This is a genomic window from Variovorax sp. F042, from assembly GCF_057814215.1.
The window spans coordinates 930437-946511 of the sequence record NZ_JBVASX010000001.1 but is presented as its reverse complement, the minus strand read 5'-3'; the positions used below and the strand labels follow the sequence as shown (position 1 = coordinate 946511).

The window sequence follows — 16075 nt, the reverse complement described above, 5'->3', positions numbered from 1 at the left end:
CTGGACGGAATTCAATGGCCAGCCGCAAGTGGGTGAAAATGTCGATGTGCGCCGGCCTTTGCCGGCGCCTTCGCTTTCTCTACCAAGACAACGATTTCGCGCAGTGACCTCTACTTCTTCCAAGCCACACGACCTTCAGGCCCTCGACACGCTCACCGGCGGCGCCTTCACCGCGCCGACTTCCGGCGAGCGCGCCGCGCGCATCCGCGACTGGCTCGCGGGCACTCCCACTGCCGAGCAGATGCAGGAGGTCTTCAAGGAGCTGAGCGGTCGTGACAAGGGCGCCGCGCGCCTGCTGCGCGAAAAGCTCGACGAACTCAAGCGCGCCAAGGGGCAGGAAGCCATTGCCGCCGAATGGGCACAAAAGGCCGAAGCCCTGCTGGGCCAGTCCAAGCTCAACATCGCCGATGCGCTGGCCTGGCAGCGCGACGCCGCCAAGGCCGGCGCGCCGCTGTCGCGCGAGCCGCTGGCCGGCCTGAAGCTCAAGCTGGCCGAACGCGTCAAGGGCATCGAAGACCTGCAGCACCGCGCCCAGGTGCACCGTGAAGCCGCCGTGCTGCTGGCGCAGCGCTTCGAAGTGCTGTCCACCAAGGGCTGGCAGGACGCCCAGGCCGCCGAAGAATCGCTGCGCGCCGACGTGACCCACTGGCAGCAGCAGGCGGCCGAAATCACGACCGACGCCAACTGGACCAGCCTCGACGCCAAGTTCGCGCCGCAGCTCGAATCGTCCAAGTCGCAACTGCTGGTGGTGTCCGATGCGTTCCACAGCGCATTGGCCCAGGCCCTTGCTGCTGCCGCCGATGCTGCTGCGCCGTTGCCGCCAGTGCCCGTGTGGGCCGACGAACTGCGCGCCGCGCGCGGTGAGGTCGTGGCACCTAAGCCCGCCGCGCCTGCTCGCCCCGCCGCACCCAAGGTCGATCCGGCCGTGCGCGCCGCCGCGCAAGACGCCGTGCAGGCTGCGCTCGCCAAGCTCGAACAGGAAACCGCCGAAGGCCATGGCAAGGCCAGCGCCGGCGCGGCTGCCGCGCTGCGCGCCGTGCTCAAGGAGCACGGCAAGCTGGTCGAAGCGCCGCTCGAAGCCCGCGTGCATGCCGCGCTGGTGGCAGCCGGCGAACTCGAAGGCTGGCAGCGCTGGAGCGCCGACAAGGTGCGCGAAGACCTCGTCGCCAAGGCCGAAGGCCTGCTCAAGCGCCCCGAAGGCCAGGCCCTTGGTGGTCGCAAGATGCAGGAAACGCTGCGCGCCCTGCGCGACCAGTGGAAGCAGGCCGACCAGGGCGGCGTGCCGAACCACGCGCTCTGGAAGCGCTTCGACGAAGCCTGCAACGAAGCCCACAAGGTGGTCGAGGCCTGGCTCGAAAAGGTTCGCGCCGATGCGGCCGAGCATCGCGCGCTCCGCGTCGCGCTGATCGAGGAAGTCAAGGCCTGGGCCGCCGAGCATGCCGGCGCCACCGACCTGAAGGCGCACAACCGCGCGCTGCACCAGTTTGCCGACCGCTGGCGCGATGCCGGCCACGTGGGCGAAAAGGTGTTCGCAGAGCTGCAGCCGCTGTGGAACGAAGCCTTCGGCGCGGCCCGCGCTCCGTTCGAGACGGCGCAGAAGGCCAGCGTCGAACGCCGCCAGGCCATGATCGCCGAGGCGGCTGAACTCGGCGCCCAGCCGATGCTGCGCATCGACGCCGTGAAGGCGCTGCAGCAGCGCTGGCAGGCCGAGGCGCAGAGCGTGCCGCTCGACCGCCGCCACGAACAGAAGCTGTGGGACGCGTTCCGCGCGCCCATCGACGAAGCTTTCAACCGCAAGACGGCAGAGCGCGAAAAGGCGTCGGCCGCGATGAGCGAGCACGACCGCTATGTGCTCGAGGCGTCCAAGGCGCTCGACGCAGCCAATGCCGGCGGTGACGTGCAGAAGATCCGTGCCGCCATTGCCCGCCTGGAAGGCGCGCTGCGCGGCGAGGCACCGCCGCCCGCGCCGAAGGCCGAGCAAGCCGCTGTCGCGACCGACGGCCCATCGGTCGGCGCGACCGAGGTCGTGGCCCCGGGGCAGGCGGCTGCCGAATTCGGCGAAAGCGCCGAGCAGGCACCGAGCCCGAGCGATGCGGAAGCCTCGCCCGGCACGACCGCCGATGCAGCGCCCGCCGCTTCGGCCGATCTCGTGGCTCCCGCCGACGGCGCCGATGCTTCGGCACGCACCGATGGCGAGGCGCATGACGCCGGCGAAGCCGCCGCTGCGGAAGCGCCAGCCGCGGCGCCGAAGCCCGCACCGAAGCCAGTCGTGGCCATGCGTGGCGACGACCGCCCGAGCAGCAAGAAAGCCGAAGCAGCGCCTGCAGCCCGCGGTGCCGGTGGCCGTTTCGGTGACCGTCGCGATGGCGGACGTCCTGGTGCCGGTGGCCCGGGTCGCCCTGGTGATCGCGGCGACCGTGGGGCGCCCCGTGGCGACGCGCGTGGCGATCGCGGTGCACCAGCCGGCCGCTTCGGCGATCGTCCGCCGCGCTTCGAAGATCGCGGTCCGCGCCTCGGCGACGCAGCCTTCCGTGCGCAGCGCGAAGCGCTCGAACGCGCCGACATGGCGCTGCGCAAGCTCGCAGCACAAGCGCATGGCGAAGCCCTGACGCAGGTGCTGGGCGCATGGGAACAGCGCGACGCCAGCCGCTTGCCGAGCATCCAGGAACTGGGCCGCGCGGTCACGCCCGCGGTGCGCACTGGATGGTCGCAGGCCATCGGCTCTGCGCCGACGGCCGCCGCGAACGATGCCGCCGAAGCGCTGCTGCGTCTCGAAATGGCCGCCGAAGTGCCGACGCCTGCCGAGCAACTCGACGCGCGCCGTGCACTGCAACTCAAGCTGCTGACGAAGCGTGGCGATCCGGCCCCGGCCCAGACCTGGGGCCAGGATGCCGGCAAGGTGCTGGCCGCGGCGCACGATGCTTCCAGTGCGCGCCGTCTGCAGAATGCGCTGAAGGCATTGCTGCGCAAGTAAGGGGCAACCTCCAAGGCCTCCGGCCAGATATCGATGGCCATGAAAAAGGCGCCCCGCGGGGCGCCTTTTTCTTTGGGGCAGCTGCTGCAAATCGACTGCCCCCTGTTCAGGTGTCAGGGCCTTCTGGGCAGAAAGAATTCATCGAAGAGCGCGAGCACGCCGGGGAAGTCGCGAGCGAAGTTGGGACGGCTCACGAAGTAGGCCTCACAGGCTACCGCGAAGAATTCGCTGATCGACGTGGCGCCATAGGCGTCGAGCCACGGCGGCTCGGTGCCGAAGCGCTCAGCCTTGATGGTCTGCTCGCGGAAGTCGTCGTAGGCGGACTGCAGCACGGCGAGCCAGGCTTTGCGGGCCGCGCGCGCGTTGCGCTGGCCCGCAAAGCCGGGCGGCAGCGGCGGGCAGCCGTTGGCGTCGCCGCTGCGCATGTCGATCTTGTGGGCGAACTCGTGGATCACGACGTTGTAGCCGCGCTCGCTGGTGACGCTGCTCGCCAGCACGTCGTCCCAGCTCAGCATGACGGGGCCACGCTCCATCGCTTCGCCAGCCACGACTTCGCCGTACTCGTGCACCACCTGGGCCTCGTCGACCACCTTGCGTCGCGCTACCACCTCGGAGCGGTGCACGACGATGCCGACGAAATCGTCGTACCAGTTCAGTCCGCCCTTGAGGTGCAGCACCGGCAGCACAGCCTGGGCCGCGATGGCCAGGGCCACTTCATTGGTGATGGTGAAGCCCTTGGCGCCGTGGAATTCCTTGTCGCGCAGGAACTCGGCCGTCAGCGTGCGAAGGCGTTGCCGGTCGGCGTCCGGCAGTGCGCCCAGGAAGGCGTAGCGCCTGAGCGCGGCCTGCCAGGCGGCTTCAGGAATCGGGGGCAGGGCGCGCAGGCGGCGCAGCCACTTGAACATTGCTGGCGGCGGCGCGGCTAGCGCAGATCGACGCGCTGCGCGCCGGCGGTGGAGAGGCACAGCAGCTGCGCGCGCGGCGGATGGGCAGCAGCATCCCAGTCGCTCAGCACGACGCGGCGCAGGCCGTTGCCCATGTCGTGATCGGCGGGGCGATGCGTGTGGCCGTGCACCAGCGTGCTGGCGTTTGCCTGTTGCAGCCACTCGCGTGCGGCGGCCGTGTCGACATCGGCCCAGACGGTCGACGGATTGCGCTTGCGGTCTTCGCTCTGCACGCGCATGGAGCGCGCGAGCGCGCGGCGCTCTTCCAGCGGCCTTGCGAGGAACGCGGCCTGCCACTCGGGCGTGCGAACCTGCGCGCGGAACTTGAGGTACTCGGTGTCTTCCAGGCAGAGGATGTCGCCGTGGCTCAGCAGCCAGCGCTGGCCGTGCAGCACGAGCACTGTCGGGTCGTCGAGCAGCGTGAGACCGCATTGCGCCGCGAACGCCGGGCCGACGAGGAAGTCACGGTTGCCGTGCATGAAGAACACCGGCAGCCGCTGAGCGGTGCGGCGCAGCAAGTCGGCACACTGCGCCTCGAAGCCGGGGAGGGTGGCCGAATCGTCGCCGACCCACACTTCGAACAGATCGCCGAGGATGATCAGTGCGTCGGCAGGCGTGGTCTGCAGATAGCCCTGCCAGGCCTCGAAGGTGGCGGGCTCGCCGGCCTGCAGGTGCAGGTCGGAAATCAGGTCGACGGTGCGCCACGCGGGCGGCGCCACCAGCTCGGTAAAAGCCGGGTTCGCCACAGTCGTCATGCCGCGTCGCGCCTGTTCGTCATTCAGCGGTGACAACGGCCTTTTCGATCACCACGTCTTCGAGCGGCACGTCGTCATGGAAACCCTTGCGGCCCGTCTTCACGGCCTTGATCTTGTCGACCACGTCGGTGCCGTTGATGACCTTGCCGAACACGGCATAGCCCCAGCCCTGGGCCGAAGGTGCGGTGTGGTTCAGGAAGCCGTTGTCGGACACGTTGATGAAGAACTGCGCGGTGGCCGAGTGGGGCGCGCTGGTGCGGGCCATTGCCACGGTGTAGTTGTCGTTCTTCAGGCCGTTGTTGGCTTCGTTCTGGATCTCGGCGTCGGTGGGCTTTTGTTTCATGCCGGGCTCGAAACCGCCGCCTTGCACCATGAAGCCGGGGATCACGCGGTGGAACACCGTGTTGTCGTAGTGCCCCTTCTTCACGTACGAGACGAAGTTCTCGACCGACTTCGGCGCCTTGGCGGCGTCGAGTTCGAGCGTGATCACGCCGTAGTTCTTGATATGCAGTTCGACTTGGGGGTTGCTCATGAGGGCTCCTGCTTGAGAAAGGGGGAAAGGGATTACTTCGCCAGCAGCGTGGCGGACTTGATGGTGACGGCTTCGAGCGGCACGTTCTGCATGCCGCCCTTGTTGCCGGTGGCCACCGCGCGGATCTTGTCGACCACGTCGGTGCCGGCAACGACCTTGCCGAACACGGTGTAGCCGTAGCCGTCGGGGTTGGGCGCGTTGAGCGAGTCGTTGTTCTTCACGTTGATGAAGAACTGCGAGGTCGCGGAATTCGGATTGCCGGTGCGGGCCATGGCGATCGTGTACTTGTCGTTCTTCAGGCCGTTGCTCGCTTCCAGCGGAATGGGCGCGCGCGTGGGCTTTTGCTGCAGGTCGGCCGTGAAGCCGCCGCCCTGGATCATGAAGCCGTCGATCACGCGGTGGAACACCGTGCCGTCGTAGTGCTTGTCCTTGACGTACTGCAGGAAGTTCTCGACCGACTTGGGCGCCTTGGCTGCATCGAGCTCGACCACGATGTCGCCGGCCGAGGTGGCGAGCTTGACGCGCGGTGCCGCGGCCGTTTGTGCATAGCCCGTGGCGGCGAACGTGAGTGCGGCGGCCAGGACGAGGGCGCTACGGCGGCTGAAACGGGACAGGGTGTGGATCGTCAAACGGGGCTCCATGTGCGGATGAAGGGACGGGGCTGCGCGGCTGGCACCCTGCGGGCGCCCATGCCGGCGGCGATTACTTGCTGGTGCGGCCGACCGGCTTGCGGATGACCACCGGCGGCGCGGGCAGGGCGGCCGCTTCGGCTTCGGCCTTCGAGCTGAAGATCTGGCGGATCAGCGCGAGCTTGGGCGCGACGCTGGCGTTGGTGCTGGCGAACTGCTGCGCGCGCACGTATTCCTGCGCCGCGAGGCGGGCGTACACGTCGCCGAGGTTCTCGTGTGCCGTGGCGTAGTTCGGATTGAGCTTGAGGGCTTGCTCGAGGGCGTTGCGCGCCTGGTCGAACTTGCTTTGCGAAGCGTACAGCGCGGCCAGGTTGTTGTAGGGCTCGGAGAGCTCGGGGAAATCTTGCGTGAGCTGCGTGAAGGCGGTGATGGCCTCGGCCTGCTTGTTCTGCTCGGTGAGGATCACGCCGCGCAGGAAGCGCATCTGTGGGTCGCGCGGCTTGCCGGCGATGTAGGTGTCGGCCTTGGCGAGCGCTTCGTTCGACTTGCCCTGGCGCAGCAGCGCGTTCACGTCGTCGTATTCGTTGGCGTGCACGGCGGAGCCCCACAGGCTGAACAGCAGTGCGAAGGCAATGGAGAGTCTGGAGAATGCGGCGTGCTTCATGAAGCCTCGGCGGAAATGGGGGGAGATGCAGGCTTGCGGGCTTGGGGAACACCCGAACGCTGCGCGGTGGCAGCCGTTTATACTTGGTTTCATTGTAGCCGAGGGGCCATGTCCAACCCCTCGCGACCACAGTCCCCGTCACCCCTGAAAAACACCGTCGTTCGCCCGTGCCGTACGTGCGCGAAGCGACGCTTTCCGAATCTCATGAGTCTGCGCATCTACAACACGCTGTCGCGTGAATTGGAGGAATTCTCCCCATTGCAACCGGGACAGGTGTGCATGTACGTTTGCGGCATGACGGTCTACGATTTCTGCCACATCGGCCATGCCCGCATGATGATGGCGTTCGATGTGGTGCAGCGCTGGCTGCGCGCCAGCGACTACGCCGTGACCTACGTGCGCAACATCACCGACATCGACGACAAGATCATTGCCCGCTCCGTGCAGCGCGGCATCACCATCCGCCAGCTGACCGACGAGGTGATCGCGGCCATGCACGAGGACATCGGCGCGCTCGGCATCGAGCCACCCACCATCGAGCCGCGCGCCACCGAATACGTGCCGCAGATGCTCGGCATCATCGAGAAGCTGGAGCAAAAAGGTCTGGCCTACCGCTCGGACAACGGCGACGTCAACTACGCGGTGCGCAAGTTCCCGGGCTACGGCAAGCTGTCGGGCAAGTCGCTCGACGAGCTGCATGCGGGCGAGCGCGTTGCCGTGCTCGACGGCAAGCAGGATCCACTCGACTTCGTGCTCTGGAAGGCCGCCAAGCCGACCGAGCCCGCCGACGCCAAGTGGGAAAGTGCCTACGGCACAGGCCGGCCGGGGTGGCACATCGAGTGCTCGGCCATGAGCTGCGCCACCCTGGGCGAGACCTTCGACATCCACGGCGGCGGGGCGGACCTCCAGTTCCCGCACCACGAGAACGAAATCGCCCAGAGCGAAGGCGCCAACGGCAAGCCGCTGTCGCGCTTCTGGGTGCACAACGGCTTCGTGCGCGTGGACAACGAGAAGATGTCCAAGAGCCTGGGCAACTTCTTCACCATCCGCGAAGTGCTGCAGAAGTACGACGCCGAGAGCCTGCGCTTCTTCCTGGTGCGCACGCATTACCGCAGCGCGCTCAACTACAGCGATGCGCACCTCGACGACGCGCGCAATTCGCTCAAGCGCCTGTACACCGCGCTCGACCTTGTTGCCCCGGCCGACGTGGCCGTCGACTGGGCCGATCCCCATGCGGCGCGCTTCAAGGCCGCCATGGACGAGGACTTCGGCACGCCCGAAGCCATCGCCGTGCTGTTCGAGCTGGCTGGCGAGGTCAACCGCACAAAGTCCGCCGAGATCGCCGGCTTGCTGAAGGCGCTGGCCGGCTCGCTGGGTCTGCTGCAGGGCGACCCGCGGGCCTTCCTGCAGGCCGGCAGCACGCTGGACGACGCGGCCATCCAGGCCCGTATCGCGGAGCGCGCCGCCGCCAAGGCCGCGAAGAACTTCGCCGAAGCCGATCGCATTCGCCAGGAACTCCTCGAGCAGGGCATCGTGCTCAAGGATTCGCCCACGGGCACGACCTGGGCGGCTGCGCAGTGAACGGAACGACGAACCCCATGCCCGCCAGCAAGAAGACCAGCGTTCAGATCTACACGCCGGACTATTGGGAAGAGGCATGCAAGCACCTCTCGCGGAAAGACCGCGTCATGAAGCGGCTGATTCCGAAGTTCGGCGACGCGTGTCTCGAATCGCGCGGTGATGCGTTCACCACGCTCGCTCGCAGCGTCGTGGGCCAGCAGATCTCGGTGAAGGCCGCGCAGTCGGTCTGGGACAAGTTTGCCGCGCTGCCGCGCAAGCTGACGCCGGCCAACGTGCTCAAGCTCAAGGTCGACGACATGCGCGGGGCGGGGCTGTCGGCGCGCAAGATCGAGTACCTGGTCGACCTAGCCCTGCATTTCGATTCGGGCATGGTCCACGTCGATGCGTGGAAGGACATGTCGGACGAGCTCATCATCGAAGAACTCGTGGCCATTCGCGGCATCGGCCGCTGGACGGCCGAGATGTTCCTCATCTTTCACCTGATGCGCCCGAACGTGCTGCCTGTAGACGACCTGGGGCTGCTCAACGGCATCAGCGTCAATTATTTTTCGGGCGATCCGGTCAGCCGAAGCGATGCCCGCGACGTCGCCGTGGCCTGGGCACCATATTGCAGCGTGGCGACTTGGTATATTTGGCGATCGCTGGACCCGGTTCCAGTCGCGTACTGAACAACAGGAGAAGACGTTGGCGAAACGAACCTTCCTCGACTTCGAGCAGCCCATTGCTGAACTCGAAACAAAGATCGAAGAATTGCGCTATGTGCAGACCGAATCCGCGGTCGACATCTCTGAAGAAATCGATCAGCTCGGCAAGAAAAGCCAGCAGCTCACCAAGGACATCTACAGCGACCTGACGCCCTGGCAGATCACCAAGATCGCACGGCATCCGGAGCGCCCCTACACGCTCGACTACGTCAACGAAATCTTCACCGATTTCGTCGAACTGCACGGCGACCGGCATTTCTCGGACGACCTGTCGATCGTGGGCGGCCTCGCGCGCTTCAACGGCGTGCCCTGCATGGTGCTCGGCCACCAGAAGGGCCGCGACACGAAGGAGCGTACCGCGCGCAACTTCGGCATGAGCAAGCCCGAGGGCTACCGCAAGGCCTTGCGCCTGATGAAGACGGCCGAGAAATTCAAGCTGCCGGTGTTCACCTTCGTGGACACCCCCGGCGCGTACCCCGGCATCGACGCCGAAGAGCGCGGCCAGTCGGAAGCCATCGGCCGCAACATCTTCGAGATGGCGCAGCTCGAAGTGCCGATCATCGTCACCATCATCGGCGAAGGTGGCTCCGGCGGCGCGCTGGCCATCTCGGTCGGCGACCAGCTGCTGATGCTGCAGTACTCGATCTATTCCGTGATCAGCCCCGAAGGCTGCGCTTCCATCCTGTGGAAGACCAGCGAAAAGGCGCAGGAAGCGGCCGATGCGCTGGGCATTACCGCGCACCGCCTGAAGGCGCTGGGTTTGGTCGACAAGATCGTGAACGAGCCCGTAGGCGGCGCGCATCGCGACCATCGCCAGATGGCTGCGTTTCTCAAGCGCGCGCTCAATGATGCCTTCCGCCAGGTCAGCGACCTGAAGCCGAAGGAGTTGCTGGAGCGCCGCTACGAGCGCCTGCAGAGCTACGGCCGCTTCAACGACACCAAGGCCGACACCGGCAGATAACGCGCAGGCGCTGTCATGAACTCCGCTTTCGAACGCGCCATTGCCGCGTTCGAGCCGGCGCATTGGCCGCTGGCGGTGGGGTTCAGCGGCGGTGCCGATTCAACCGCCTTGCTGGCCACCTGCGCGGCGCGCTGGCCGGGGCAGGTGCTTGCCTTTCATGTGCATCACGGGCTGCAGGCTGCGGCCGACGGCTTCGAGCAGCATTGCCGTGTGGTGTGCGAGCGCATGGCCGTGCCGCTGGTCGTTCATCGCGTCGATGCCCGGCATGGGCCCGGCGACAGCCCTGAAGACGCGGCCCGCCGTGCTCGCTATGGGGCGTTTGCCGAGATGGCGCGCGCTAATGGGGCGAGGGCGGCTATCAAATCCATAGCGCTGGGGCACCATGCCGACGACCAGGTCGAAACCCTGCTGCTGGCGCTGTCTCGCGGCGCGGGGCTGCCGGGGCTGGCGGCCATGCCAGTGCATGCGCAACGCCACGGGCTCGACATCTACCGGCCGCTGCTCGCGGTTGCCGGCGCCGATATCCGTGAATGGCTGGCCGGCCGCGATCTGCCGTGGATCGAAGACCCGACCAACGACGACGCGCGCTACACCCGCAACAAAATCCGCTCCGTGCTGCTGCCCGCGCTGGAGCAAGCATTTCCGCAGTTCCGCGCCACCTTTGCGCGAAGCGCCGGCCACGCCGCGCAGGCGCAGCAGTTGTTGAGCGAGCTGGCGGCGCAAGACCTGGACGCCGTGGGCGACCCGCCGCGCATTGCGACGCTGCAGACGCTGTCGCGTGGCCGCCAGGCCAACGTGCTGCGCCACTGGCTGATGCAATCGCATGGCTGCGCCCCCAGCGCTGCGCAGCTCGACCAGCTGCTGGACCAGGTCCGTGCCTGCACCACGCGGGGCCACCGCATCCACCTCAAGGTGGCCGCCGGTTTTGTCCAGCGGCAGGGCGATTTCCTGCATTGGTACAATGCCCCGCCCTCGCCAAAGACTTTGCTCTGACAGCGCGCAGGGCGCCGCCTTTCAAGCGGCCCTTTCCTTTTCTCTGATTTCACCCATGGCATTGATCGTTCACAAATACGGCGGTACGTCGATGGGCTCGACCGAGCGCATCAAGAATGTCGCCAAGCGCGTCGCCAAGTGGGCGCGCGCAGGCCACCAGATGATCGTGGTTCCGAGTGCCATGAGCGGCGAGACCAACCGCCTGCTCGGCCTGGCCAAGGAACTGGCGCCCAGCAAACCCGGCGTGGCCCACAACCGCGAGCTCGACATGCTGGCCTCGACCGGCGAGCAGGCGTCGTCGGCGCTGCTGGCTATTGCGCTGCAGGCCGAGGGCGTCGAGTCCGTGAGCTATGCGGGCTGGCAGGTGTCGGTTCGCACCGACAACTCGTACACCAAGGCCCGCATCGAAAGCATCGACGACGAGCGCGTGATGGCCGACCTGAACGCCGGCAAGGTGGTGGTCATTACCGGCTTCCAGGGCGTGGACGACGACGGCAACATCACCACGCTGGGCCGTGGCGGCAGTGACACCTCGGCCGTGGCCATCGCCGCGGCCATGAAGGCGCACGAATGCCTGATCTACACCGACGTCGACGGCGTCTACACGACCGACCCGCGCGTCGAGCCCGATGCGCGTCGCCTGACGACCGTGAGCTTCGAAGAGATGCTCGAAATGGCGAGCCTGGGCTCCAAGGTGCTGCAAATCCGCTCGGTGGAATTCGCCGGCAAGTACAAGGTGCCGCTGCGTGTGCTTTCGAGCTTCACGCCGTGGGACATCGACATCAATGAAGAGGCCAAGTCCGGCACGCTGATCACTTTCGAGGAAGACGAAAACATGGAACAAGCCGTCGTATCCGGCATCGCATTCAACCGCGACGAAGCCAAGATCTCGGTGCTCGGCGTGCCCGACAAGCCCGGCATCGCGTATCACATCCTCGGTGCTGTGGCAGACGCCAACATCGAAGTCGACGTGATCATCCAGAACCTCAGCAAGGACGGCAAGACCGATTTCAGCTTCACCGTGCATCGCAACGAGTACGCGAAGACGATCGACCTGCTGCAGTCGAAGGTCATGCCCTCGCTGGGCGCGACCGAAATCGTCGGCGACACGAAGATCTGCAAGGTCAGCATCGTCGGCATCGGCATGCGCAGCCACGTGGGCGTGGCGAGCAAGATGTTCCGCGTGCTGAGCGAAGAGGGCATCAACATCCAGATGATCTCGACCAGCGAAATCAAGACCTCGGTCGTGATCGACGAAAAATATATGGAACTGGCCGTGCGAGCGTTGCATAAAGCGTTCGATCTCGACCAACCGAGCGCTTAAGTGATGGCATAATCTCGGCTTCTTTCAGGAACTGTGACCGAGTGGCCGAAGGTGCTCCCCTGCTAAGGGAGTATGGGGTGTAGAGCCTCATCGAGGGTTCGAATCCCTCCGGTTCCGCCAAGACAAAAGCCCCTGTAGTTGTGAGACTACAGGGGCTTTTTTCTGTCCGAGCCCATGGCAGAAAAGAACTTTGGCACTAAGCCTTGCTGCGCAGAGCCGAACCTCCGACCAGGAGCGCCACCAGGCTGGCGGCCGCGGCGAACATCACGTACCACGCAGGGGCGAGCGGGCTCCCGGTCCGGGCGATCAGCGCCGTGGCAATGAACGGCGCGAAGCCGCCGAAGATCGTGACAGCAAAGTTGTACGCAATCGAAAGCCCCGTGGACCTCACCTGCGGTGGATAGAGCTCGGCCATGGCGGCGGGAGCGGGGCCGGTGAACCCGGCGATCAGCACGGCAAAGACGATCAGCACAGCCGTCAAGGTCGCGGCACTCGGAAAGGCCGTGAGCAGCCAGAGCGCCGGATAGGCCAGCACGAGGATCGCGGCAGCAAACCCGACCAGCAGCGGCCGGCGTCCGATCCGGTCCGACAGCCCGCCGAAAACCGGCGCCAGCACAACCAGCACCAGGAGCCCGGCGCCATTTGCCCACAGCGATGCGCTCTGCGGCAGCTTCAGCGTGCGCACGGCGTACGTCGGCATGTAGACCAGAAAGAAATACGTGCACACCGTCCACACGATGGTGACGCCGAACCCGGCGACGATTTCCTTGCGGTAGGAGCCCATCACCTGCCTCAGCGGAGACGCCTGTTGGTTGGCTGCCTTGGCCCGCTCGAAGGTTGCGGGTTCTCGCGTCTTGGCGCGGATGTACCAGCCCACCGGGCCGATGACCAGGCCGAACAGAAACGGAATCCGCCAGCCCCACGCTTCCAGTTGCTGGGGGCTCAGAACCCCCGTCAGCGTCGCGCCAAAGAGCGAACCGAGCAGGAGTGCACCGGCCTGGCTCGCCTGCTGCCAGCTTGCGAAGTAGCCCTTGCGATCTTTCGGCGCGTGCTCGACGAGAAACGCCGTCGCCCCTCCGACCTCGCCGCCGGCGGAGAAGCCCTGGATCAGCCTCGCCAGCACGATCCACGCGGGCGCCCAGAGGCCCGCATCGGCGTACGTCGGCGCCAGGCCGATCATTGCCGTTCCAAGCGCCATCAGCAGGATCGTTGTCGACAACGCGGCTTTGCGCCCATGTGTGTCGCCGAGCGCGCCAAGAATCACAGCACCGATCGGCCGCATCACGAAGCCCACGCCGAAGGTCGCCACGGTCAGCAACAGCGAAGAGGTTTCGTCGCCCGTGGGGAAGAACAGTTTGGAAATAGTGATCGCGAAGAAACCGTAGACGGCAAAGTCGAACCACTCGAGCGTGTTGCCGATGACCGCCGCGGGAATCATCCGGCGCGTTGCATCGTGGGGCTCGTTGGAGGTGAGGGTGCCGAAGGCGCTGGTGGCATCAGCCACCGTGGCTGCGTCGAGGTTTTTCATGCTGTCTTGAGAGAGGGGGCGGGTGAGACATCGGCTTCGGCGAGCGCCCATGCGCCGGCCGATTGCATGAAGCGATCGGCCGCCTGCAGCTGGGCTGCGGAGATCCATTCGTCCGGCTGATGGGCCTGCGCGATGGAGCCGGGGCCGCATACCACCGTTGAAATGCCGACCTGCTGGAAGAAGCCCGCTTCGGTGCCGAACGGCAGGTCTGCCTCCGGCCAGAGTGCGCCGAGTTCGCGCGCGACCGAGACCGCAGCGTCGTTGTCGTGTGCCGACAGCGCCGGCACGCCCGCTACCTGCACCGCCTCGACCGTGACGCCAAGGGGAAGGTCCATCAGCGCATCCCGGACCGTATCGCGCACGAGTTCCGCCGCCGCTTCATCTTGCGGACGAAACTCCCACAAGACCTCGCAGCACCCCGGCACGATGTTGATGGCGGTGCCCCCGTCGATCCGGCCGATGTTGATGGTGGCCTCGCCACCCCGGCTGGCAAAGCTGCGTCGCAGCCCGGCCAGGCAGGTGACCAGGTAGGCGGCGGGCTCGATCGCGCTGGCGCCGAGCGACGGGTCGCTCGAATGCGCGGGAAGCCCGCTGAAGAGCGCCCTGTGCCCGAAGAAACCCCGGTGCCTGACGCCGATCCGCATCTCGGTCGGCTCGCCGATGATGGCCAGCGCGGGGGCTTCCACTTGCGTCTTCAAGCGGTTCACGAGCTCCGGAACGCCGAGGCACCCGATCTCTTCGTCATAGGAGAAAGCAAGGTGGATCGGACGGCCCAAGGGGCGCCGCTGCCAGGCAGGCACGGCCGACAGGCAGGCGGCGATGAAGCCCTTCATGTCCGCCGCGCCGCGGCCGTGGAAGCGGCCGTCGCGTTCGACCAGCGTGAAGGGATTGGCGCTCCAGTTCTGGTCGGTCACGGGCACCACGTCGCTGTGCCCGGAGAGCACCATGCCGCCCGCCATGTCGGGGCCGATGCTGGCGAGCAGGTTCGCCTTCCGCTTGTCCTCGCTGTGCACCAGGTGCACTTTCACCCGGTGTCCCGCGAGGTAGTCGGCGATCCAGTGGATCAGGTCGAGGTTCGAGCGATGCGAGGTCGTATCGAATGCCACCAGGGTTCTGAGGATCTCGATGGTGGTCATGCGACACGCTCGGCCAGGGCATTGCTGGCGCTGTTGTTGCCGTTGCTCGAGCTTCTGCCGGAGTTGCCGCCGCCGAGCCGCTCCTGCACGAGTTGCATGGCCGCGGATTGGGTCGGTGTGCCGGTGCGCCCGGCGAGTTCGAAGATCCTCTGCAGGGTGGCGCCGATGGCTTTCACCTGCGAATCCACTTTTGTGGAATTGAAACCCTCGTGCTCCGACGCCACGCGGATCAGGCCGCCCGCGTTGATCACGAAGTCCGGCGCGTACAGGATTTCCTTGTCGCGCAACTGCCTGCCATGTTCGTCGCCGGCCAGCTGGTTGTTGGCGCCGCCGGCGATCACCCGGAACTTCATCTGCGGCAGGGTTCGATCGTTCACGACGGCGCCCATCGCGCAAGGAGAGAACACGTCGGCCTGAACGGCATAGATCTCGTCGGGCTCGACCGCCTGCGCATCGAACTCGGCGCAGGCCTTGCGCGCGAGCGCCGCATCGACGTCGGATACCGTGAGGCGTGCCCCCGCGCCGGCGAGCAACCGGCACAGGTTCCAGCCGACGTTGCCCAGGCCTTGCACCGCCACCGTCAGCCCACGCAGGTCGCGGTCCAGCCGATGCGCGACGCTGGCCACGATGCCGTGATAGACGCCCAGTGCCGTGGTCGGCGAAGGATCTCCGGTGCCTCCCAGTTCTTCCGGCAACCCGACCACGTGCCGGGTGTTCTGTCGCACCCAGGCGAAGTCGGCGACAGTGGTGCCCACGTCCTCGGCGGTGATGTAGCGGCCGCCCAGGCGGTTGACCGCCACGCCCAACGCCCGCAGCAGTTCGGGCGTCTTGCTCTTGCGCGGGTCGCCGAGGATCACCGACTTTCCACCGCCCAGGCCGAGTCCCGCGGCCGCGGCCTTGAAAGTCATTCCACGCGACAGGCGAAGCACGTCGCGCAGGGCGGAAGCTTCGTCAGCGTAGGGATACATGCGGCATCCGCCCAGGGCCGGCCCGAGCCGGGTGCTGTGAATGGCGATGATGGCCCGAAGCCCGACCCGATCGTCGGATACGAAGACCACCTGTTCATGGTCCGCAAAAGACTCGGTAGAGAAGACGGTCATTTACTTATCTGTTTTTTGAGTTTCGATGTGAACGAATGCGGACGCGGCCTGCTCCAGGGCCGCTGCCGCATCAATGCCCGGGAGTGCAGGCTAGAAACAGCAGCAAGCGGTGTAGATATAGCGATAGCTCTACTGGAGGAACGTCGAGCACCGCATCGGTGAGCGACAGAACTTCAGGGCTTGCTTGGCGGAATGATTGCGTCATGTGATGGCCTCGCTGTTGGGCACAGCATGACATCGGGAGACGCGG

The 16075-nt window shown here is 66.4% G+C and carries 14 protein-coding genes and 1 tRNA gene; 7 read left to right on the top strand and 8 right to left on the bottom strand.

Features of this window, described 5'->3' with window-relative positions; translation table 11 throughout:
* Positions 1-103 precede the first annotated feature (103 nt).
* Positions 104-2974 (top strand): DUF349 domain-containing protein, encoded by a 2871-nt coding sequence (locus ACZYSP_RS04565; protein ID WP_093055964.1) that lies wholly within the window; start codon positions 104-106, stop codon positions 2972-2974.
* Positions 2975-3087: 113 nt separating this feature from the next.
* On the opposite strand, the gene ACZYSP_RS04560 is transcribed toward ACZYSP_RS04565, so the two are convergent.
* The 5 genes from ACZYSP_RS04560 to ACZYSP_RS04540 form a co-directional block, all read right to left on the bottom strand.
* The gene (locus ACZYSP_RS04560; protein ID WP_093056401.1) at positions 3088-3879 is read right to left on the bottom strand and encodes a M90 family metallopeptidase; all 792 of its coding nucleotides are present in this window, start codon (positions 3877-3879) and stop codon (positions 3088-3090) included.
* Between the two features lie 17 nt (positions 3880-3896).
* Positions 3897-4673: a UDP-2,3-diacylglucosamine diphosphatase gene (locus ACZYSP_RS04555; protein WP_093073671.1), complete on the bottom strand. Its 777-nt coding sequence runs from the start codon at positions 4671-4673 to the stop codon at positions 3897-3899.
* A 19-nt stretch (positions 4674-4692) separates the two neighbouring features.
* Entirely contained in the window at positions 4693-5205 is a 513-nt protein-coding gene (locus ACZYSP_RS04550) for a peptidylprolyl isomerase (protein ID WP_093056403.1), read from the bottom strand.
* 32 nt (positions 5206-5237) lie between these two features.
* The gene (locus ACZYSP_RS04545; protein ID WP_093073673.1) at positions 5238-5846 is read right to left on the bottom strand and encodes a peptidylprolyl isomerase; all 609 of its coding nucleotides are present in this window, start codon (positions 5844-5846) and stop codon (positions 5238-5240) included.
* A 61-nt stretch (positions 5847-5907) separates the two neighbouring features.
* Positions 5908-6498 carry a tetratricopeptide repeat protein gene (locus ACZYSP_RS04540; protein ID WP_093056405.1) on the bottom strand — a complete coding sequence of 197 codons (591 nt, stop codon included), beginning with the start codon at positions 6496-6498 and terminating at the stop codon, positions 5908-5910.
* A gap of 204 nt (positions 6499-6702) precedes the next feature.
* Between ACZYSP_RS04540 and cysS the strand changes: the two genes are divergently transcribed.
* The 6 genes from cysS to ACZYSP_RS04510 all read left to right on the top strand — a co-directional run bounded on the left by cysS (position 6703) and on the right by ACZYSP_RS04510 (position 12181).
* Positions 6703-8079, top strand: a complete 1377-nt coding sequence (gene cysS, locus ACZYSP_RS04535; RefSeq protein ID WP_093073675.1) for a cysteine--tRNA ligase — start codon at positions 6703-6705, stop codon at positions 8077-8079.
* A gap of 17 nt (positions 8080-8096) precedes the next feature.
* Complete coding sequence (locus ACZYSP_RS04530) at positions 8097-8747, top strand: DNA-3-methyladenine glycosylase family protein (RefSeq protein ID WP_093056579.1); 651 nt, start codon at positions 8097-8099, stop codon at positions 8745-8747.
* A 16-nt stretch (positions 8748-8763) separates the two neighbouring features.
* Positions 8764-9744, top strand: coding sequence for an acetyl-CoA carboxylase carboxyltransferase subunit alpha (locus tag ACZYSP_RS04525; protein WP_093056407.1), 981 nt, complete (start codon positions 8764-8766; stop codon positions 9742-9744).
* 15 nt (positions 9745-9759) lie between these two features.
* Positions 9760-10737, top strand: coding sequence for a tRNA lysidine(34) synthetase TilS (gene tilS, locus ACZYSP_RS04520; RefSeq protein ID WP_489012965.1), 978 nt, complete (start codon positions 9760-9762; stop codon positions 10735-10737).
* Between the two features lie 55 nt (positions 10738-10792).
* Positions 10793-12061, top strand: a complete 1269-nt coding sequence (locus ACZYSP_RS04515; RefSeq protein ID WP_093056409.1) for an aspartate kinase — start codon at positions 10793-10795, stop codon at positions 12059-12061.
* 27 nt (positions 12062-12088) lie between these two features.
* Positions 12089-12181 (top strand) — tRNA-Ser (locus ACZYSP_RS04510).
* A gap of 76 nt (positions 12182-12257) precedes the next feature.
* Here the strand turns inward: ACZYSP_RS04510 and ACZYSP_RS04505 are convergent.
* The 3 genes from ACZYSP_RS04505 to ACZYSP_RS04495 are packed head-to-tail and all read right to left on the bottom strand — an operon-like array spanning position 12258 to position 15825.
* On the bottom strand, positions 12258-13589 hold the full coding sequence (locus tag ACZYSP_RS04505) for an MFS transporter (RefSeq protein WP_436318302.1): 1332 nt from the start codon (positions 13587-13589) through the stop codon (positions 12258-12260).
* Positions 13586-14725, bottom strand: coding sequence for an acetylornithine deacetylase (gene argE / locus ACZYSP_RS04500; RefSeq protein WP_093073681.1), 1140 nt, complete (start codon positions 14723-14725; stop codon positions 13586-13588). The genes ACZYSP_RS04505 and argE overlap by 4 nt, the downstream gene beginning before the upstream one ends.
* Positions 14722-15825, bottom strand: a complete 1104-nt coding sequence (locus tag ACZYSP_RS04495) for a Leu/Phe/Val dehydrogenase (RefSeq protein ID WP_354336314.1) — start codon at positions 15823-15825, stop codon at positions 14722-14724. Before ACZYSP_RS04495 ends, argE begins: the two co-directional genes overlap by 4 nt.
* Between the last annotated feature and the right edge of the window lie 250 nt (positions 15826-16075).